Genomic DNA, 19,259 nt, shown 5'->3' with positions numbered 1-19,259 from the left:
TCGTAGGTGATTAAAATGGTCAGCAATAGACCAGACATAAATCAAGTTTTATCTCAAATGAGAGAGATGAAGACACAAGTGCAGCAGCCTGGTGTTGCTCCTACTCCGCTTTCTGAAACTCAGAAAGTTGAAGGGGATGGGACAATTGAGCGGGCAGATTTTGCACAAATGTTGAAAGATGCCGTTGATAACGTCAATGACTTACAGCAAGATGCGAAATCAATGGCACAAGCCTATGAGAGAGGCGATGAAAACGTAGATCTACCTCAAGTGATGATAGGTTTGCAAAAATCGAGTGTCTCTTTTGAGGCTATGACTCAAGTAAGAAACAAACTTGTAGATGCATATGAAAAAATTATGAATATGCCAATTTAGGTGTGATGTATAAAATTTTGGCGATCCTAAATGGATAATGTTCCAGTACAACAGTCTGACCAAAAACTCTATGTAGAGTTATTAACCGGCTTCAATAAACTTACTGTTATTAGACAGTTAGCTTTGATGGTCGGTTTAGCTGCGTCTATAGCAATTGGCTTAGCTGCGATTTTATGGACAGACGGTCCCGAATATAAACCTGTATTAAGCAGCATAACTGATTACAACGCAGATCAAATTGTTGAAGTTTTAAGTATCAACAATATTCCCTTCAAGCTGGATGAAAATACCGGCGCCTTATTAGTTGAATCTGATTATTACCATCAAGCTAGATTAAAACTCGCTGGCTCAGGTATCGTGAATGATACTGTTGTTGGTATGGAAATCATGGATCAAGAGCAGGGTCTTGGTACCTCTCAATTTGTTGAAGGCACTCGTTATCGACGGGGTCTTGAAGGAGAGTTGAGTCGAACGATATCTAGTTTACAGAGTATTAAAGCGGCACGAGTGCATCTGGCGATTCCGAAAGAATCAGTATTTGTAAGAGATACACGTAAACCTTCTGCATCCGTTTTCTTAGAAATGTACCCAGGTCGCCGTCTTGATAGAAGTCAGGTCGAAGCGATTGTAAATTTGGTTTCGTCCAGTATTTCTCAACTAAATGCTAAAAGTGTGACGGTTGTTGATCAAAGAGGCACCTTACTGAGCGAGAAAGAAACTAGCTCGGAGCTTTCTGTTGCAGGTAAACAGTTCGAATACACTCGTAAAGTGGAAGATGTTCTGCTTAGCCGGGTGAATAATATATTAGAGCCTGTTGTGGGCGCTGAAAGGTTTAAGGCAGAAGTTTCTACAGATGTGGACTTTACTTCGGTTGAGCAAACAGACGAACAATATAACCCTGATTTATTGGCTTTGCGAAGTGAGCAAACCCTGAATGAAAGCCGCAATGGTACAACCAACTCAGGTATTCCTGGGTCTTTAACAAACCAGCCACCAGGTGCTATCACTGCGCCAGAAGTGGCTAATAGTGCTGGCGCTACTACGGGGAGTAACGGTGAGTCGCGCCAAGAAACTACTCGTAATTTTGAATTAGATAGAAGTATTAGCTATACCAGAAGACAACAAGGAACGATCAGGCGTCTCTCAGTCGCTGTAGTGGTAGATGACCTTGTCAGTATTGATCCAGAAACATCTGAACTAGTTAGGACGCCTTGGAGTGATGATGAATTAAGTCGTCTTACACTCTTAGTCCGTGATGCCGTAGGCTATAACTCTGGCCGAGGAGATAGTGTCAGTGTTATTAACTCTCCTTTTGCTGTGCCAGAACCATTACCTGAACCAGAAGAAGTTCCTTTTTATCAGCAAGCTTGGTTTATTAGTTTGATCCAGCCTACGCTGGTTGGCTTTTTTGTACTTATTCTTCTTATGGTAGTGGTAAGGCCAATACTTAAAGCCTTGGGCGAGCAGAATAAAATTGCTGTTGCAGAAGATGCGGAAGCATCGATATTTGCTGATGAAACAGATGAAATTTCAGATGATCAAGTCTCACTTGTTAGTGCAGAAGATATTATGGTGCCAGGTTCACCTGAGAAAATTGAAAGACAGCTTAATGCGATTCGTGGCCTAATAGCAGAAGAGCCTGAGCGAGTGGCACAAGTGGTTAAACAATGGGTGACGGACGGTTAGATGAGTGATACGGAACAAGGTGGTGGTGACGACCTATCATCTTTACAGAAAGCAGCTGTGCTATTAATGTCTTTGGGTGAGTCGGATGCGGCTCAAATCCTTAAGCATATGGGCCCGAAAGAAGTTCAACGCATCGGTCAATCCATGGCGCAGTTAGCTAATGTACAAAGACACCAGGTTGAAAAAGTTTTAGATGACTTTTTGGTTTTGGTTGGTGATCAAACTGGTTTAGGCTTGGGTGCCGACGGCTATATTCGAAATATGCTAAAAGAAGCCTTGGGTGAAGAGAAAGCTGGTAGTCTTATTGACCGTATTCTATTGGGCGGTAATACCACAGGTTTAGATACCTTGAAGTGGATGGAGCCTAGAGCCGTTGCGGATGTTATCCGCTATGAGCACCCTCAGATTCAAGCCATTGTTATCTCTTATTTAGATTCAGACCAAGCGGCGGATATTTTATCTAACTTTGATGAGCGAGTAAGGTTAGATATCGTATTGCGTGTTGCGTCATTAGAAACGGTTCAGCCAGCTGCTTTGCAAGAGCTTAACTCAATACTTGAACGTCAGTTCTCTGGTAGTCAAGGTTCGCAATCTACTTCTATTGGTGGTGTGAGAACCGCTGCTAATATCATGAACTTTATTGATAGTTCTGTTGAGGCTGACTTGATGGAATCTATCCGTGATGTTGATGAGGATCTTGCGAACACCATTCAAGATATGATGTTTGTCTTTGATAATCTTATTGATGTAGATGACAGAGGTATTCAAGCAATCTTACGTGAGGTTGAATCTGAAACGCTCATTTTAGCTTTGAAAGGGGCTGACCCAGATATGCAAGAGAAGATATATAAGAACATGTCTTCTCGTGCAGCAGATATGCTTAAAGATGACTTGGAGGCTAAAGGGCCTGTTCGAGTTAGTGAAGTTGAAGTTGCACAAAAAGAAATTCTTGCCATTGCTAGACGACTTGCCGACGCTGGTGAGATTATGTTAGGCGGTGGTGGTGAGCAGATGGTTTAACCTATGTCTGAAAGTGCAAAAGGAAATGAGCGTAAGTTAACCGCTTATGAGCGTTGGGAGCTGCCTCATTTGGAGGACGTCGCTCCGAAAGAAGACACAGGTACCTCATTATTAATCCGCAAAAATGAAGCTGTCATCGTCGAAGAAATTGATGAGGACTCTTTAGTCTATGAGCCTCTAACGGCTTCTCAATTAGAAGAAATACGTCTTGCCGCTTATGATGAAGGCTATGTTGAAGGGCTTGAAGAGGGTCATCAAACTGGTTTTGAAAAAGGTGAAGCGCAAGGTCATGAAGAGGGGCATTCGGCTGGACTTGAAAAGGGTTACGAAGAAGGTTATGAAAAAGGTTTTGTTCAATCTGTAGAAGATGCTACTGCAAAATTGGCACAAGTAGAAACGCTGCTTAGCCAGTTGTGCGAAGATTTAAGCAGCCCTATTAAGTCTTGCAAGGATCAAGTCGAATCGATTCTTTACCAAACAGTTGCTAATATGGTTCAGAGTATTACTCAATCCCAATTAACGGATGTCTCAGGAGAACTTTTATCATCCCAGGTGGCATTTTTAAGCCGAGAGCTTGAAGAGTTAGAGCAACCTTTGAGAATTCGTTTACATCCTGATAGTGCTGATTTGATACATACCTTCTCAGTATTTGAAAGAGTTGATATTAAGGTTGAAAAAGACGAAAACTTGTTGCCTGGTGGGTTTATATTGGACTCTAAAGGTGCATTTGTTGATGCGAGTATTGAGCATAAAGTCGAATTGATTTTAGCCGATCTTGCGAAACTTCAGCCTCATCCTGAGCCAGATTCTGATGGAATCTGATCTAATCTCCCGCCTTAATAAGTTAAAACAATTCTCCACAGAGCACCTTAACCCAGTACTTGAAGGGAAAGTGACTCGTATGGTCGGTCTGACAATGGAAGCGGTTGGTTGCAAGGTTGCTTTAGGGGATAGGTGTTCAGTTCAAGTTAGACAAAATAAATGGGTCGAGTCTGAAGTAGTTGGTTTTACTGGTAACTTAACTTACTTAATGCCAACTGAAGCCATTAACGGTATTGCTCCTGGTGCACGTGTGAAGCCTTTGTCAGGTGAAGGTATGATGATGGTTGGCCCTGAACTGCTTGGGCGAGTCGTTAATGGTTTGGGCTATCCTCTAGATGGAAAAGGCCCAATTAAAGCTCAGCATAGAATTGGTATGCAGGGTGACATTATTAACCCTCTTCAACGCAAGCCTATTACTGAGCCTCTTGATGTCGGTATTAAGTCTATCAATAGTCTTTTGACTGTAGGTAAAGGGCAAAGACTAGGCTTATTTGCTGGTAGTGGTGTCGGTAAAAGTATGCTGCTAGGTATGATGACTCGCTTCACTGAGGCCGACATAACAATAGTAGGCTTAATCGGTGAGCGGGGACGAGAGGTTAAAGAATTTATTGAGCAGATCCTTGGATCTGAAGGGCTTGCTCGATCGGTGGTGATTGCTTCACCTGCTGACGATTCTGCATTAATGCGATTAAGGGCTGCTACCTTAACAACCCGAATTGCTGAATACTACCGTGATCAGGGTAAGAATGTTTTACTTCTCATGGATTCGTTAACCCGATATGCCCAAGCTCAGAGGGAAATTGCTTTATCTGTGGGGGAGCCGCCTGCGACTAAGGGGTATCCGCCTTCTGTGTTTTCTAAAATTCCTCAGTTAGTGGAAAGAGCGGGGAATGGTGCTGTCGGTGGTGGTTCTATTACGGCTTTTTATACTGTGCTCACTGAGGGTGATGACCAACAAGACCCTATAGCTGACGCTTCTAGAGCGATTCTAGATGGTCACTTTGTATTATCCCGTCGTCTTGCTGAGGAGGGGCATTATCCTGCGATTGATATCGAAGCCTCAATCTCAAGGGCGATGCCTCACATTGTTAGTGATGCTCATTTAAAAGGAGCGCTTAGAGTGAAGCAGCTATATTCTAAGTACCAACAAAATCAAGATTTAATATCGGTTGGTGCTTATGCTAAAGGTGCTGATCCAGATACCGATCAAGCTATTGCGTTAATGCCTGAGATAAAAGCTTTCTTACAACAAGGGCTAGGCGAGCAATATAATATAGATGCAAGCTTGGAAGCCCTAGTTAAAGCAATGACCTAGACCTTTTAAGCTATAATGGGCATTATGTTTGTTAACCTGTTTATTGGAAGATGTGATGAAGCGGTCTCTGCGTATTCAGAAATTAGTTGAGCTATCTCAGAAAAAAGAAGATACGGTTGCCCGCCTGTTAGCTCGACAGAAAGCTAAGGTTGAGCAAGAAAAGCAGAAGTTAGAGCAATTGCAAGAATACGCCTCTCAATATGAATCTGAACGTAACTTATTGGGTTTGAGCCCATACTTGGTTACTAATTATCAGCACTTTGTCACCCGTTTAGAGCAAGCTGTACAGCAGCAAAAAGGGGCTATTTCTCAGTCTGAACATCAAGCTAATCAAGCTCAGCAGCAATGGTTAGCAGCAAGAGCTAAAACTAAGAGTATGGATATTGTAAGAGATAAGCATGCTAAACAAGAACAAAAAGCAGAAGATAAGCAAGAGCAAAGGCAGAGTGATGAATTTGCCATGCTTAGGTTTATGAAGTCTGGTTATTAGATTTAGTACCTTAAATTGTCATCATGGAAGTGCTGTTGAGTAAACTCAGTTATCGCCTTTATGAATTAGAAAGCTATAGTCTTTCCTATGATCTCTCCCCTGTTGAAAGCTTGATTGATATTAGGGAAGGTCTAGATTGGCTAAGTGTTAATGCGTCTAAGCAACTTGAATTAATGTCACTAGATGAATTGTTGAGTTCATATTTACGTTTGGTTATTAGCTTACAGCAAGCGTTTTCCCCGTTTAATTTCAAGTTTCGCGATTTGCTGCTGGAATTCATAGACCTCGCTCGACAACTTATTTTAGAACAAGATTTCTACTTATCCTATGAGCCTAATTTGGCTATAAAAACGCATCAAATCTCTTTAATGTTTAACAAGGTTGAGTGGCTGAACGGTAAGCTCGAAGCTAACTCAAGCTTAGAAATGAATGTTTATGAGTCACAAGTAGATCAAGATAATGACTATTGGTTAGATGATCTGATTGATTTTATTGAAAGATTTTCTAGAGTAGGTGTTTATTACTTTGAAGGCGGCTTAAATTTTAAGCAGGAAGAAGTACTAAATAACGATGCTAAGCTCGCGTTAAGTGGAGCCTCAACTTCTTTGGTATTAGGCGTTAAGACATCACAATCTCTTGCTTGGATGACTCATAACTTTACTAAGTTTGCATGGGGTGTCAAACAAAATGCCGCAGTAGTTTCTTCTCTTAATCTTACGCCGTTATTCAGAGGTCTTCGCCATGCCAATGAGTTGTTGGATTGGCGTGAAAAGAAAAGGTTTAAATACTCTAATTATTATAAAGATTTGGAGAAGTTCTATATTAGTTCTCAGTCTTTAACGCTTAAACAGGCGGCTGAGCAGCTTTCAAATGGTTTAAAAGCGCTAGTGGAAACTAAAGAAAGCCAAAATGATTTATGCATTAGTTTGAATGCTTTCAGTAAACTGCAACAAAGCTTGCCTCCAGTTATTAAAGCTATTTCTAGTAGTGATTCTCCAAAATGTTATTTAAGCGTGAATGACTATTCAGGTTCAACTCTACTTTCACTCAAAGTAGAGGATAGCTCATTTGAGTGTGAGTATGCGGGAGATGCTAATGCTCTTGGCGGTGGTTATTTATCCGTATCAACTGACTTGGATGTGTTAGAGCACCCAGTTTGGCAAATGAAGTTTGCTAATGAAACTATTTGTGTTCCAGATCATAAAATACATTCAATACAGATTTATGACGTTATAGACCTTGGGTCCTGTGATAATTTTTCCTTTGTTGAAATGACTTTTGAGAATATAGGTGTCGTTGATGTATTTATTGCACCTAAAAATATAGGGCTGTCTGAGTTAGATGCTAGAGTCGTTTTAATTGAAGGTGTTGAGCATATTTATGGCATATTAGTAACCGATTTAGAGCTTAAGCGACATGCTTATAAGGTTCTCTCTAAAGGTGTTGATGCTAAAACGAATATGCTTTGGTGCGTGGATGGTACAAATGTGGTGCCAGAGATAAATCCATGTGCCTATGATGAAAATGGTGTAAACCTAGTATTAAGGCAGGATGATGTTGATATTAAGGGTGGTGGCTGGCTTGCTTTGATTAATGGCATTCGTTGTTTTATACATGCCGATATAGTTGAAAAGCATTTACCTGTATTATTTGAAAATGTCATAAATTTGCCGGGAAGTACTCTTCCTTTAGTTAAACTTGAAGGTGTGTGTTACCCCTATTTAGAGTTAGAAAAGAGAGCTGTTTCATCTTTAGTGTTGCTAGCTTGGCAAGATAAGAGTATCTGCGTCTGTGTTAGTTCAATTTATTACGAAACGGATACTAGAGAGTTACTGCAAGAAGTAGAAGGTATTAAAAGAGCATATTTTGCAGAGTTTGCTCTAACTTCGCCAAATTATGATGCTAACTTATTATATGTAATTGATTCTAATAGCTTTGGATAGTTTCTCTTTAATAAGTGTTTTTTATATGATTAGATTTTATGTTTAAACCTTGGTTTCAGGACGTTAGATGACAGAAATTAATTTAAATGCCCGACGTAATAATGTAGTGACATTTTTAACGCGCTCTGTGCTTGTCCTGATGCTGTGGATTTGTCTCGTTGTATCTGGTGGTTTTTTCTTTATTTCTGAAGAAAATAATAAATCAATGCTAGCAGAGCAACGTGTTGATTTGATGCTTGAGCAGTTAAATGAGTTACAGTTGGAGGCCTTAGAGTTATTTATTTATTCAACTAATATCATTCCACATGATACTGAGAGCGTTGAAGAGCTATCAAATAAAGAGCAAGTGTTGCAGGCTAGAGTTGCTGCTGAACTTGAAGAGATGATTCGTATTTATCAAGAAATTGATAACTTTCCTGTAATTGAATTGGACTTAGAGCAGCTTTTAATCGTTAAAGATGTGCAACAAAAGATGCTGATAATAGATAGGTTTCAGGAGAGTCTTATTCTAGCAAGGTCTGTTCTACATGAATTTAAGCTCTTAAAGAAGCAAGAATACCTTGTTAACTTTCAGCTGTTTCAGAATTTAGTGATTGCTTTTACCTTGATAACTCTCTTGGGTTTGCTCTTCACATACGCACTTATGAGAAAAAGGCTTTCGGTTGGTTTGGAGAGTGTGCTTAACCTGGTTAAGAAGTTTCACCATAAGCAATACTCTTATTCACCAGATTGGCACCATAATGATGAATTTAGGGATATCTTTTTTCACTTGCAACAGCTTAAAGAGTCCAACTTAGTCCATGCTCATGTGGTTGAGCGAGATAAAAGTTTATTGGAACATTATTTCCAAAATATTCAGGAGCCATGCTTGGCTCTGAATAGTGATAGACGCTATGTATTCTGTAATCAGCTATTTGAATTGGTATGGTCTGAATATCAGGCTGAAATAGAATCAAGCTTATGCGACTTTGAAGAGCCTTCACTTGAGTTAGTTGACATTAAAATTTCAGAGACGAAAGGAAGTGAGAGTTTACCACCGTTATTTCGTTTTAATGGTTTGGCTTATACATTTAATGAAGAAGAAATCTTTGAAGAAGGACGTTTAATAGGTTATTTATTAACCTTCACTCCTGTGTCAGATGAATTGGAATATGAAGCGGTGACTAAGCTTGTTTCCTTAATGTCGAATGATGTTTGGAATGCTCCCGTTAGAGTGATGAGAGAAGAGTCGAAAGTGGCTGCTTTGGCGGCTCAGTTGGAAAAAATACGCTTATCGGTGACAAGTCTTGTTAACCTTTTTGATGGAATGACAGTAGCTGAGGAGAAGCAAAAGATTACCTCATTAAAGGAGGTTGGCGAACTCGTTATTATGTTGTCTGAATCTTTGGCTGATGCTAATGCTAATTTAGCTAAGCAAGCCTCTGAGCTTACTGAAGAGGAGCCAGATGATGTGTTTGAAGCTAAAGATGTACTCGATTTTGAACCGATACAGGGTGCTGTTTTTGAATTGAGACAAAAAGTTGAAAATAGCATTTTCTTTGCTTCTCAATTAGGGAAAAAGAATACCGATTCTTTGCAGGGGTTGGAGTCTAATTTATTACTAGGCTATGAGAATTTGAACCAAAGTTTAACGATTGTACATAAGGGTATTGAGGCAAGTGTTACTGCCTTACAGGATAGCTCTGATTGTATGTCAGAGGTGAAAGTGGCTGTGCTGAATGCCATAGTCAATAAAGATGAAAGTGAGATTGAAGTAGATGCTTTGCAAAGTATTGCCGTCGATTTAAGTCATGACATAGACACGGTTTCACAAATGTTACAAGATTCATTAGCGCAAGAGAAAGAAAGTTTAGCTATATTAGAAAGTGACATAGAGTCTTGTCAGGAAAGATCGATTAAAGCAAAAAATGCGATACAGGAGTTTAGTTTGAATAATCAGGAAGATGAGTTAACTTCGCATTCTGAAAATATGATGAAAGATGTTTTCAGTTTAGGCGATGTATTGGAACGTTTAATAGAAAAGAGTAAGCCTTAGTTTGTTAATGTACTTAAATGTAATGGCGAGAAACTTTATCTGGTAACAAGATAAAATTTGTTATTCAATTCTCTTATTTTCCAATTTGCTTTAAGTGTCAAGGAAGGCAAATTATTAAAGATGAAGTTGTCATTACTTCATGAAGACTTTATAGGATTTAGTTGTATGATCATGCAGACACAATACGATGAAAAAAAACATGCCTTAATAATTCAAATTGAAGGACGGTTTGATTTTAGTTGTCATAAGGCGTTTAAAGATGCTTACAGCTCGGTAGAAAGTAATTGTAAGTTTGAACTTGATATGACAAAAGTCACTTATGTAGATAGTTCGGCTTTAGGTATGCTTTTGCTTCTTAGGGATTATGCTGGTGGAGACCAAGGCGAAATTGTCTTGAGTCATTGTAATGATGCAGTAGAAAAAATCCTTCGTATTGCTAATTTTGATAGGTTGTTTTCGCTGCATTAATCCATGTCTTTAGTTTCTCTTAATATATTAATTGCTGACGATAACCCATCTGATAGGTTGTTACTAAAAGCTATGCTTAGTGGTCTTGGGCATAATGTTGAAGTAGCAGAAGATGGGTTAGAGGCAATTGAAAAGTTTGACCCTGAATCAACTCAATTGGTTTGTCTTGATGTTGTAATGCCTGAATGTGATGGTCTTGAGGCTGCAATAAAAATTCAAGAGATGAGTCGTGGTCGCTTTATTCCAATTGTTTTTTTATCCGGCCTGTCTGATACATCCTCATTAGTAAACTGTCTTAAAGTGGGTGGTAGCGACTTTATTTCTAAGCCATTTAACTTGGTGTTAATTGCGGCTAAATTAGATGCCATTATTCGTATTCTGTCTTTGCAGAAAACACTTGAGTCTCAAAGAGATAAGCTTTCTTCTTATAATGAGCAGCTCATTCATGAACAAGAAGTCGCTAAAGTTGTTTATGAAAATATAACTCACTCCAATTGCCTTTCAGATCCCTGTTTAAATACATTTTACTATGGTCATCATTTATTTAATGGTGATGTGATTTTAGCTGCTTATAAACCAAATGGAGGGATGCACCTTCTTATAGGAGATTTTACAGGGCATGGTTTGTCAGCGGCAATTGGGGCTTTACCTTTAGCTGATATCTTCTTTGAGTGGACCCGAAAAGGTTTCTTGATGAGGCAAATAGTGCCTGAGATTAATCGTAGACTCAAAGCAATTTTGCCAGCAGATATGTTTTGTAGCGCTTTATTTGTTGATATAAATATTACGGATAAAACGCTGGAAGTTTGGAATGGTGGCTTGCCCGATGCGCTTTTCTTCTCTCAGAGGCAAAAGAAGCCGCAACCTTTAGTTTCCCATAATTTACCACTGGGCATAGTTGCTGAATCTGAGTTTACCTATTCAACAGAAATTGTAAGCTTTGAAAACGGTGACTCGTTTTTAGCTTGGTCTGATGGTATTTATGAAGCAATTGATTCGAAAGGATTGATGTTCTCTGAATATCAACTTAACTCCTTAGTTGAGGGGCGGGTTGAAGTCGGGGATATCATGCCTTGGTTAAGGCGTAAGCTTGAAACCGAGGGAGTGTTAGATTCTTCTCATGATGATATTTCTTGTTTAAAAATAGATTTACATGATGCGATAGGTGTTGAGCAGGAGTCTAATCAGGATAAGGTTGCAGATCTTGATATGCCATCTGATTTTTCTTTTGAATATACCTTAAATGCAGATTCACTAAAGAATACAGACCCTTTACCTTATATTTTACAAATTATCATGACGGTCTCCGGGCTTAAGCGTTACTCAGGGCAGGTGTTTATGATGTTGTCTGAACTTTACTCTAATGCTTTAGAACATGGCGTACTGCAATTAAACTCAAAGCTGAAAGCGACTAATGACGGCTTTGTTCTTTATTATATGGAGCGTGAAACACGTTTAAGTACGCTTGAGACAGGTTTTATTAGGATTAAAGTCTCTATTTCTTCGGATGAAGTTGGTGGTTTGCTGAGTATTGAGCTTGAGGATAGTGGTGATGGTTTTGATACCTCTAAAGTTGGTTTAAAGTTGGAGGATTCTGATGAGCTTTATAATCGAGGCTTACCTTTACTTGGTCAGCTTTGTAAATCAATTACATTCTCTGAAAAGGGTAATCAAGTCGGTATTCAGTATCAATGGGATAAATAGCTGTTTTTAATTGGCCCTTGATTTGCATAGGTTATCTGTGAATCGGAGGGCTCTATGTTAGCAAATTCAAATTTATCTTTAATTTCACCAAAATCTAACGTCAATTCTTCAAGTGTTGGAGGCGAAACTTCAACTTCCACCGATTCTTTCGATAGTGTTTTTCAACAGGTGAGCGGTGAGCTCTCTTCTGACACTTCTTCTCAAGTTGTGCCTATTACGGATGCTTCCGTTAGTAGTGACGCTGTGGCTGCAAAAGTGGTTGTTTCAGGAGACACTACTCCGACTATTGACGGGGATAGCTCAGCTATAAATTCTGATTTGAATAAGTTAGATACTGGCCTAGTTGCAATAGAGCAAGAAAATATATCTAACTTAACTGGAGAAGCGTCATCTGGTACACAAGGCATGCTATCTGATGGTGTTTTATCTCCAGCCTTACCTGTCATGTCACAAAATACTGCCTCCCAGGTCTCAGAACTTGATACTAAACCTAGTGAAATTGGTGAACCAAGTGTTGATGGATTATCTAACGAGCTATCCGCTAGTGCTGCTGAAGAGGTTGAAAGTGTTGATACTACTCTAATGTCTAGTGGGTTAGCTGGTTCAGCCGCTTCTTCAGAGTTAGTTACGGCTCAAAAGGGGTTGGGTAATGTCTCAATTTCTGAGCCTCAAGTTGGAGTAGGTGAATTAAATAGTCAGGAAGTTACTTCAGGCTTAGGCGGCAACTCTTTGCAAAGTCAGGGGGTAAATCTTGCCAGTTTAAATAGTATTGAGCAGGCTTCTGTTGATACCACTTCTTTAGCGAGTAATGAAAAAGCTAGCCTTAAGGTGGGGGCTATTACTACAGATCCTTTATTAGACACTAGGTCATCACTTCAGAGAGACTCTTCTGAAATGATGAGTAGTGAGTTAGTAAGTGTTAATGAGATTGAGAGCAAGGATATAGTCATTCAAACTGTTGCATCAGACGTGGGCTCAGTTGATGTTACTGCTGGTTTAGCTCTTCTAGGGACTGAGACATTATCACGTGAAAGCGAATCCCAAGCTGCTTCAGTAAGCAATAAGTTAGCGGCCTCAAATGCTGAAGTGATTACGCCAGAATTAGAAAAAAATGCCAATCTTGATTGGATTATGCAGCAAATGTCAGGTGAAAAGCAGGCAACAGCTGATGTTGGTTTGATGCCTGAGTCAATTAAGCCTCAATCGTCGGTGAGTACAATTAACTCTGTCTTACCACAAAGTACAGATTCGTTAGCAAAACAAACAGCCCCTTTGTCACTTGGTTTGGTAGCTGCTGAATCTGGATTATTAGAAGTAGGTCCAGAATCTGAATTATTAGTTGAAGCGGAAGTTAAGGGAAGTAATTTAAATAAGATTGAACCTGAATTAGGCCGACAACTAGATAGCTCCAGTATGACTCGTTCTGGACTTGGCGATAGTCTATCTACAAGTGCGATTAATACGACGCAAACTGCTGCGACAGATGTGAAATTAGGGTTAGCTGCTACTGTAACCAATACGAGTAATCCTGCAAATATGACAATGCAAGTTCCTCCAAATCACCCTAATTGGTCTTTTGAGATGGGTGAGAAAATGATGTGGATGAATAAGCAAGGAATACAGCAGGCAGAGATTCATTTGGACCCCCCAGAGTTAGGGAGTTTAACGGTTAAAGTGTCTGTTGATTCTGATGTTGCGACTGTGAGCTTTGTAGCAGCATCGACTCAAGTGAAAGATTTGCTTGAAGGTCAGGTGCAAAGGTTACGTGAAATGATGGCGCAGCAGGGGGTAGAGTTGACAGAAGTGGATGTCAATGTCTCTCAGCAGGGTTCTGGTTCTCATCAATCAGATGAGGAAACTAATAATCAATTTGCTCAGAATGAGCTTGAGTCTGAAGAGGTTGACTCTGCATTAATGACGAATGAAGCAAGAGTGTCACGTTCTAAAGTCGATTTTTACGCTTGATATAGCAAGATTACCTAAAAGCTATGGTACTGGCATCAAAACCTAGTAGAATGACTGATAGTAATGTTTGTATTGTATCAATATGATAATACAACACTTTTTAATGAAAAATTAAGGGAATTGCATGGCTGATGAAGATTTAGATGTAACTGCTGAAGAAGGTGCTAAAGGCGGCAAAGGTAAATTGATTATCATTATCGTAGCTGCTGTTCTTGTATTAGCTATAGGTGGTGGTGCAGCTTTCTTTTTATTAAGTGATAGTAGTGAAGACGATGTAGCAGCAGATAGTGCAGAGACTAGTCAAGATGTTGGAGCAGATGCAACGGGTCCAGCAATTTATTTGAAACTTGACCCAGCATTTGTTGTGGACTTTATTGTGGAGGGTAAGCAGAGATATTTACAATTAAACCTAACCGTTAAGTCTCGCGACCAAGGTCAAATTGATGCAATCAAAATACACATGCCACTAATTCGAAATAGTCTTGTTTTATTGTTTTCTAGTCAGGTCTTTAGCGAGCTACAGTCAACAGAAGGTAAGTTGGCGCTTAAGTCAGCCGCTGTCGAGTCAATTAATACTATTTTGCAGCAAGAGACAGGTGCTGCTGGTATTGAAGATGTTTTGTTCACTAACTTTGTGATGCAGTAAGTATATATGTCTGCTCAAGATTTATTATCCCAAGACGAGATTGATGCTCTCTTACATGGTGCAGATGAGAAACCCGAAGAAGAAGATAATTCGAATGAAGGGGGTGTGGCCTCCTATGATATAACTAGCCAAGAACGAATTGTTCGTGGCCGAATGCCAACGCTTGAGATGATTAACGAACGTTTTGCTCGTTATACTCGTATTAGTTTGTTTAATCTTCTTCGAAGAACTGCGGATGTGTCTTCGGGAGGTTTGCAAATTATGAAGTTTGGTGAGTACGTTCACACTCTTTATGTTCCAACCAGTTTGAATTTGGTTAAATTCAGACCCTTAAGAAGTACCGCTCTTTTTATTCTTGATGCTAAATTAGTATTTAAGTTAGTTGATAACTTTTTTGGTGGCGATGGTCGGCATGCTAAGATTGAGGGGCGAGAATTTACTCCAACTGAAATTCGTATTGTTCAACTAATGTTGGAGCAAGTGTTTGTTGATTTGACCGAAGCTTGGGCGCCTGTTTTAACCGTAGAGTTAGACTATATTAGTTCTGAAGTTAACCCTGCTATGGCAAACATTGTAAGTCCGAGTGAGGTTGTTGTTGTTTCGACTTTTCATATCGAACTTGATGGCGGTGGTGGTGAGCTGCATATTACATTGCCCTATTCTATGATAGAGCCTGTGCGTGAACTATTAGACGCTGGTGTGCAGAGTGATGTAGATGAAAAAGATGATCGGTGGGGAAGGTCCTTACAGCAGGATGTAAAAGAACTTAAAGTTGAGTTATCAGCGGCAGTCACTCATGTTGATGTGCCTATTCAAGATGTGTTGAAGTTTAAGGCAGGTGATATAATTCCTGTTGAAATGCCTGAATTTATTACTGTAAAAGCGAATGGTTTACCAACAATAAAGGGTAAGTTGGGTGTCAGTAACGAAAAGTATTCAGTTCAAGTTGTTGAAAATTATAAACTACCAAAGTAACGAGATTAGATAGATGTCTGAAGAATCCCCAGATCAAGCAGGAATGGATGAAGGTTTAGCCGATGAATGGGCTGAAGCTATGGCTGAGGCTGGTGAAACTGGCGGGGATGGTGTCGAGGACGAATGGGCTGCTGCCATGTCCGAGCAAGATGCTCAACCAGTTGAACTTGAAGAGCTAACGCCAGCAATTGGCGGACAAGAAACACCCGCCGGAATGGATCTTATCATGGACATTCCTGTGACTCTGTCCATGGAATTGGGAAGTACATCGATTGCAATCCGAAACCTATTACAATTAACTCAAGGATCTGTCGTTGAGCTGGATCGTTATGCGGGTGAGCCTTTGGATGTATTGGTAAATGGTACCTTGATTGCTCATGGAGAGGTTGTTGTGGTGAATGATAAATACGGCATTCGCTTGACTGATGTAGTAAGTCCTAGTGAACGAATTAAGCGTATTAAGTGAAGTACTTTACTCTTAGTGTTAGTTTTTTAGTCTTAATGCTTCCAAGTTATCTTTTTGCCTCGGGTATTAATGATTTGATGTCAGCATCCTCTATTTGGAAGATGTTGTTGTCTTTGGTGTTTGTTATCGTCTTAATCCCATTGTCTCTATGGGCTATGAAAAAAATTCAGAAAGTACAAGGGAAATTTGGTAATACGCCGATTCAAATTTTAAACGTGCAAGCACTTGGAGCTAAAGAAAAGCTTGTGGTAATTGAAGTCGAGCAGCAAAAACTCTTGTTGGGTGTAACTGGGCAGTCTATTTCTTTAATCAAAACTTTATCAGAAAAAAAAGTAACTTTTTCTGACTACATTCCTAATAATATTCAGCCCCAATCTGAGAGTAAGGATGAGGCTGAATGATCCGCTTTTCCTTTTTATTAATACCTCTGATATCTCTCTTATTTTCTGGTAATGCTCTTGCAGAAGTGGGGTTACCAGCTTTAACTGTCACAACCAATGATGATGGCACGCAAGATTATAGTGTGTCCTTGCAAATCTTATTCATAATGACTGCGTTGACGCTTTTGCCTGCAGCACTCACAATGATGACAGCATTTACTCGAATTGTGGTGGTGTTGGCAATATTGCGACAAGCAATAGGGTTACAACAAACACCTTCCAATCAAATTATGGTTGGTATGGCGCTTTTTCTGACGCTTTTTATTATGACTCCGACTTTAGATAAGATTAATGCTGTTGCTCTACAGCCTTATTTAAAAGAGGAAGTGACATCAATTCAGGCTGTGGAAGCTGCTTCTGTTCCTATTCGTGATTTCATGTTGGCTCAAACAAGGGAAAGTGATATTGCTTTGTTTGTAAAACTAGCAGGTAAAGAAGGGAAAATAGAGTCTCTAGAGACACTGCCTTTTACTATTTTAATGCCTGCTTTTGTTGCGAGTGAGCTTAAAACTGCATTTCAGATTGGTTTTATGATTTTTATTCCCTTCCTTGTGTTGGATATGGTGGTGGCGAGTGTATTGATGGCAATGGGTATGATGATGTTATCGCCTATTATTATTTCATTACCTTTTAAAATTATGTTGTTTGTAATGGTTGATGGCTGGGCCATGATAATGGGTACCTTAGCCGCTAGCTTTGGAGTCTGATGTGGATCCGCAGGTAGTATTAGACTTATATGGGCAAGCATTTCTTCTTATTGTAATTATGGTAGGGGCTGTGATGGTGCCTAGCTTAATTGTGGGTCTAATTGTAAGTGTGTTTCAGGCGGCTACCCAAATCAATGAACAGACTTTAACTTTCTTACCTCGCCTTATCGTTACTATTCTTGTCATCATTTATTTAGGTCCTTGGCTGTTGCAGAAGTTAGTTGACTTCACAACCCAGCTATTTATTGATATTCCACTGATTATCGGCTGATGCTGCAAATTTATCCGAATGAGCTTTTAGGGCTTACGGTAAGTTTTTTATTACCTTTTTTTCGAATAGGGGCTTTTCTGATGGCTTTGCCACTATTTGGAACTCAGCTTGTGAGTACTCGTATTCGAATCGCTTTCGCCTTTGTTATTGCTATTATTGTTACACCTGTTGTCGCTGTTCCCCCTTACGATCCTGTTTCTCCTTATTTTGTTGTTTTAATTGTTGAACAAATGCTTATTGGTGTCGTGCTTGGCTTTATTGTCAGTATTCTCTTTCAAGTGTTTTCTTTAGCTGGGCAGCTTGCAGCGATGAAGGCTGGCCTTGGTTTCGCTATGTCTAATGATCCTGCAAACGGTATTTCAGTCGCAACATTAGGTCAGTACTATTTAACTATGGTTGGTTTAGCTTTTCTTATGACAGATGGACATCATGTCATGTTTGAGTATCTAGTGGAGAGTTTTGACTATTGGCCAATAGGGCAAGGATTTAATTCTGAGTTTTATTATGACATAGTGCTTTTGGGTGGCTGGATGTTTGAGAAAGCATTGCTTATGGTTTTACCTTTATCTATTGCTGTACTGGTGATGAATTTATCGTTTGGTGTTGTTGCTAAAGCGTCACCTCAGTTAAATATTTTTGCGTTAGGGTTTCCTGTCATTATGCTGTTTTCCTTGTTCTTCTTTTGGATTATGTTAGAAGACTTTTTAGGTATTTATCGACTGTTTTTTGGTGAGTTAACAACTTGGATGAAAGATAAGTGGGGGTTGAGGCTAGATGGCTGAAAACGAAGATGGCGCAGAAAAAACGGAGGACGCCAGTAGTAAGAAGCTGGACGAGGCCCGAAATAAAGGTAATTTACCTAGATCGAAAGACCTTAGTTCAGCGTTACTTCTCCTAATTGCCGCAGCTAGTTTATACGCAACAGGCTCTCTGTTAGCTCAAGATATGTCTAATATCTTTGAGTTTAATTTTGTCTTAAGTCGTGCAGATATGTTTGATGTCTCGAAAATGGTGATCCATTTGTCGGACTCTTCTATCGCTATGATGGACTCCCTAATTGTCATGATGATAGTGCTGGCTATTGCAGGCATAGTGGGGAGTGTTGCGCTTGGTGGTTTTAACTTCTCTTGGGAGCCAGTCATTCCTAAGTTAAGTAAAATGAATCCCATCTCAGGTCTTAAGCGTATGTTTTCATTGAACTCATTAGTTGAGTTATTGAAATCGATTGCAAAAGTGTCACTGGTTTTGATTGTTGCGTTTTTTGTTCTCAAAATATATTTGCCAGAAATGCTTTTAGTGCCATTCCAATCACTGGAGTTGGCGTTAGAACATGCTATCAATGTTGTAATATGGGCATTTGTTTATGTTTCATTAGCGGTATTGCTTATTGCTGCTGTCGATGTGCCTTATCAGGCATGGACGCACAAAGATAAGCTCAAGATGACAAAACAAGAGACAAAAGATGAGTATAAAAATGCGGAAGGTGACCCTCAAATAAAAGCAAGGATACGCCAAGCTCAACGTCAAGCATCAATGCGACGAATGATGGAAGATGTTCCTAGTGCGGATGTTATTATTACCAACCCAACACACTTCTCTGTTGCCTTGAAATACGAGGCTGGCGCTAAGGGTGCACCAAAGCTACTTGCAAAAGGTAACGATTTTGTCGCTCTTAAAATTAGAGAGATAGGGGCCTTCCATAATATCCCTGTGATACAATCTCCTGTTCTAGCGCGTTCTATATACCATCATACTGATATTGGTGAAGAAATACCGACAGGTTTATTCCAATCAGTTGCGCAAATTTTGGCTTATGTCTATCAGTTAAAGCAATCTCGTTTGTTTGGTGCAAAAGCGCCCGATGGGGTTCCGAATGTGGATGTGCCTCAGGAGTTTCATTGGGACGGTGAATATTAAATTGACTGTTATTT

General features: G+C 39.7%; 19 protein-coding genes. All 19 read left to right on the top strand.

The features are described from left to right. The first annotated feature begins 15 nt into the window (after window positions 1-15). The 19 genes from fliE to flhB all read left to right on the top strand — a co-directional run bounded on the left by fliE (window position 16) and on the right by flhB (window position 19,245). Window positions 16-375, top strand: coding sequence for a flagellar hook-basal body complex protein FliE (gene fliE, locus Q0A08_RS11255; RefSeq protein WP_438467294.1), 360 nt, complete (start codon window positions 16-18; stop codon window positions 373-375). Between the two features lie 30 nt (window positions 376-405). Further along, window positions 406-2,061 (top strand): flagellar basal-body MS-ring/collar protein FliF, encoded by a 1,656-nt coding sequence (gene fliF, locus Q0A08_RS11250; RefSeq protein WP_438467292.1) that lies wholly within the window; start codon window positions 406-408, stop codon window positions 2,059-2,061. Further along, window positions 2,062-3,081 (top strand): flagellar motor switch protein FliG, encoded by a 1,020-nt coding sequence (fliG, locus tag Q0A08_RS11245; RefSeq protein ID WP_438467290.1) that lies wholly within the window; start codon window positions 2,062-2,064, stop codon window positions 3,079-3,081. It begins immediately after the preceding gene. 3 nt (window positions 3,082-3,084) lie between these two features. Next, a complete protein-coding gene (locus tag Q0A08_RS11240) occupies window positions 3,085-3,903 on the top strand; it encodes a FliH/SctL family protein (protein WP_438467288.1) in 819 nt (272 codons plus the stop codon). Further along, on the top strand, window positions 3,893-5,218 hold the full coding sequence (gene fliI / locus Q0A08_RS11235; RefSeq protein WP_438467286.1) for a flagellar protein export ATPase FliI: 1,326 nt from the start codon (window positions 3,893-3,895) through the stop codon (window positions 5,216-5,218). Before Q0A08_RS11240 ends, fliI begins: the two co-directional genes overlap by 11 nt. A gap of 55 nt (window positions 5,219-5,273) precedes the next feature. Next, window positions 5,274-5,708 (top strand): flagellar export protein FliJ, encoded by a 435-nt coding sequence (gene fliJ, locus Q0A08_RS11230; protein WP_438467284.1) that lies wholly within the window; start codon window positions 5,274-5,276, stop codon window positions 5,706-5,708. A gap of 35 nt (window positions 5,709-5,743) precedes the next feature. Continuing rightward, window positions 5,744-7,651, top strand: a complete 1,908-nt coding sequence (locus Q0A08_RS11225; protein ID WP_438467282.1) for a hypothetical protein — start codon at window positions 5,744-5,746, stop codon at window positions 7,649-7,651. 67 nt (window positions 7,652-7,718) lie between these two features. Beyond that, on the top strand, window positions 7,719-9,686 hold the full coding sequence (locus tag Q0A08_RS11220) for a hypothetical protein (RefSeq protein WP_438467280.1): 1,968 nt from the start codon (window positions 7,719-7,721) through the stop codon (window positions 9,684-9,686). Window positions 9,687-9,851: 165 nt separating this feature from the next. After that, the gene (locus Q0A08_RS11215) at window positions 9,852-10,154 is read left to right on the top strand and encodes an STAS domain-containing protein (RefSeq protein ID WP_438467278.1); all 303 of its coding nucleotides are present in this window, start codon (window positions 9,852-9,854) and stop codon (window positions 10,152-10,154) included. A 3-nt stretch (window positions 10,155-10,157) separates the two neighbouring features. Continuing rightward, window positions 10,158-11,858 carry a SpoIIE family protein phosphatase gene (locus Q0A08_RS11210; RefSeq protein ID WP_438467276.1) on the top strand — a complete coding sequence of 567 codons (1,701 nt, stop codon included), beginning with the start codon at window positions 10,158-10,160 and terminating at the stop codon, window positions 11,856-11,858. Window positions 11,859-11,912: 54 nt separating this feature from the next. Next, window positions 11,913-13,823 (top strand): flagellar hook-length control protein FliK, encoded by a 1,911-nt coding sequence (locus tag Q0A08_RS11205; RefSeq protein WP_438467274.1) that lies wholly within the window; start codon window positions 11,913-11,915, stop codon window positions 13,821-13,823. Window positions 13,824-13,947: 124 nt separating this feature from the next. Further along, entirely contained in the window at window positions 13,948-14,469 is a 522-nt protein-coding gene (locus Q0A08_RS11200; RefSeq protein ID WP_438467272.1) for a flagellar basal body-associated FliL family protein, read from the top strand. A 6-nt stretch (window positions 14,470-14,475) separates the two neighbouring features. Beyond that, complete coding sequence (gene fliM, locus Q0A08_RS11195) at window positions 14,476-15,444, top strand: flagellar motor switch protein FliM (protein ID WP_438467270.1); 969 nt, start codon at window positions 14,476-14,478, stop codon at window positions 15,442-15,444. A 13-nt stretch (window positions 15,445-15,457) separates the two neighbouring features. After that, the gene (gene fliN, locus Q0A08_RS11190; RefSeq protein ID WP_438467268.1) at window positions 15,458-15,910 is read left to right on the top strand and encodes a flagellar motor switch protein FliN; all 453 of its coding nucleotides are present in this window, start codon (window positions 15,458-15,460) and stop codon (window positions 15,908-15,910) included. Beyond that, complete coding sequence (fliO, locus tag Q0A08_RS11185) at window positions 15,907-16,311, top strand: flagellar biosynthetic protein FliO (protein WP_438467266.1); 405 nt, start codon at window positions 15,907-15,909, stop codon at window positions 16,309-16,311. Before fliN ends, fliO begins: the two co-directional genes overlap by 4 nt. After that, window positions 16,308-17,057 (top strand): flagellar type III secretion system pore protein FliP, encoded by a 750-nt coding sequence (fliP, locus tag Q0A08_RS11180; protein ID WP_438467265.1) that lies wholly within the window; start codon window positions 16,308-16,310, stop codon window positions 17,055-17,057. Before fliO ends, fliP begins: the two co-directional genes overlap by 4 nt. A gap of 1 nt (window position 17,058) precedes the next feature. Next, window positions 17,059-17,328, top strand: coding sequence for a flagellar biosynthesis protein FliQ (gene fliQ / locus Q0A08_RS11175; protein WP_438467263.1), 270 nt, complete (start codon window positions 17,059-17,061; stop codon window positions 17,326-17,328). Next, on the top strand, window positions 17,328-18,110 hold the full coding sequence (gene fliR / locus Q0A08_RS11170; protein ID WP_438467261.1) for a flagellar biosynthetic protein FliR: 783 nt from the start codon (window positions 17,328-17,330) through the stop codon (window positions 18,108-18,110). Before fliQ ends, fliR begins: the two co-directional genes overlap by 1 nt. After that, window positions 18,103-19,245: a flagellar biosynthesis protein FlhB gene (flhB, locus tag Q0A08_RS11165; RefSeq protein WP_438467259.1), complete on the top strand. Its 1,143-nt coding sequence runs from the start codon at window positions 18,103-18,105 to the stop codon at window positions 19,243-19,245. Before fliR ends, flhB begins: the two co-directional genes overlap by 8 nt. Window positions 19,246-19,259: the final 14 nt, after the last annotated feature.

It is taken from the genome of Marinomonas sp. PE14-40 (genome assembly GCF_051623805.1).
Lineage (GTDB): Bacteria > Pseudomonadota > Gammaproteobacteria > Pseudomonadales > Marinomonadaceae > Marinomonas.
The sequence above is the reverse complement of the archived record's forward strand: the minus strand, read 5'-3'. Positions and strand labels throughout refer to the sequence as shown.

Coding starts and splice junctions, on each gene's coding strand:
- fliE (WP_438467294.1), top strand. CDS start 16: ATGGTCAGCAATAGACCAGACATAAATCAAGTTTTATCTCAAATGAGA.
- fliF (WP_438467292.1), top strand. CDS start 406: ATGGATAATGTTCCAGTACAACAGTCTGACCAAAAACTCTATGTAGAG.
- fliG (WP_438467290.1), top strand. CDS start 2,062: ATGAGTGATACGGAACAAGGTGGTGGTGACGACCTATCATCTTTACAG.
- Q0A08_RS11240 (WP_438467288.1), top strand. CDS start 3,085: ATGTCTGAAAGTGCAAAAGGAAATGAGCGTAAGTTAACCGCTTATGAG.
- fliI (WP_438467286.1), top strand. CDS start 3,893: ATGGAATCTGATCTAATCTCCCGCCTTAATAAGTTAAAACAATTCTCC.
- fliJ (WP_438467284.1), top strand. CDS start 5,274: ATGAAGCGGTCTCTGCGTATTCAGAAATTAGTTGAGCTATCTCAGAAA.
- Q0A08_RS11220 (WP_438467280.1), top strand. CDS start 7,719: ATGACAGAAATTAATTTAAATGCCCGACGTAATAATGTAGTGACATTT.
- Q0A08_RS11215 (WP_438467278.1), top strand. CDS start 9,852: ATGATCATGCAGACACAATACGATGAAAAAAAACATGCCTTAATAATT.
- Q0A08_RS11210 (WP_438467276.1), top strand. CDS start 10,158: ATGTCTTTAGTTTCTCTTAATATATTAATTGCTGACGATAACCCATCT.
- Q0A08_RS11205 (WP_438467274.1), top strand. CDS start 11,913: ATGTTAGCAAATTCAAATTTATCTTTAATTTCACCAAAATCTAACGTC.
- Q0A08_RS11200 (WP_438467272.1), top strand. CDS start 13,948: ATGGCTGATGAAGATTTAGATGTAACTGCTGAAGAAGGTGCTAAAGGC.
- fliM (WP_438467270.1), top strand. CDS start 14,476: ATGTCTGCTCAAGATTTATTATCCCAAGACGAGATTGATGCTCTCTTA.
- fliN (WP_438467268.1), top strand. CDS start 15,458: ATGTCTGAAGAATCCCCAGATCAAGCAGGAATGGATGAAGGTTTAGCC.
- fliP (WP_438467265.1), top strand. CDS start 16,308: ATGATCCGCTTTTCCTTTTTATTAATACCTCTGATATCTCTCTTATTT.
- fliR (WP_438467261.1), top strand. CDS start 17,328: ATGCTGCAAATTTATCCGAATGAGCTTTTAGGGCTTACGGTAAGTTTT.
- flhB (WP_438467259.1), top strand. CDS start 18,103: ATGGCTGAAAACGAAGATGGCGCAGAAAAAACGGAGGACGCCAGTAGT.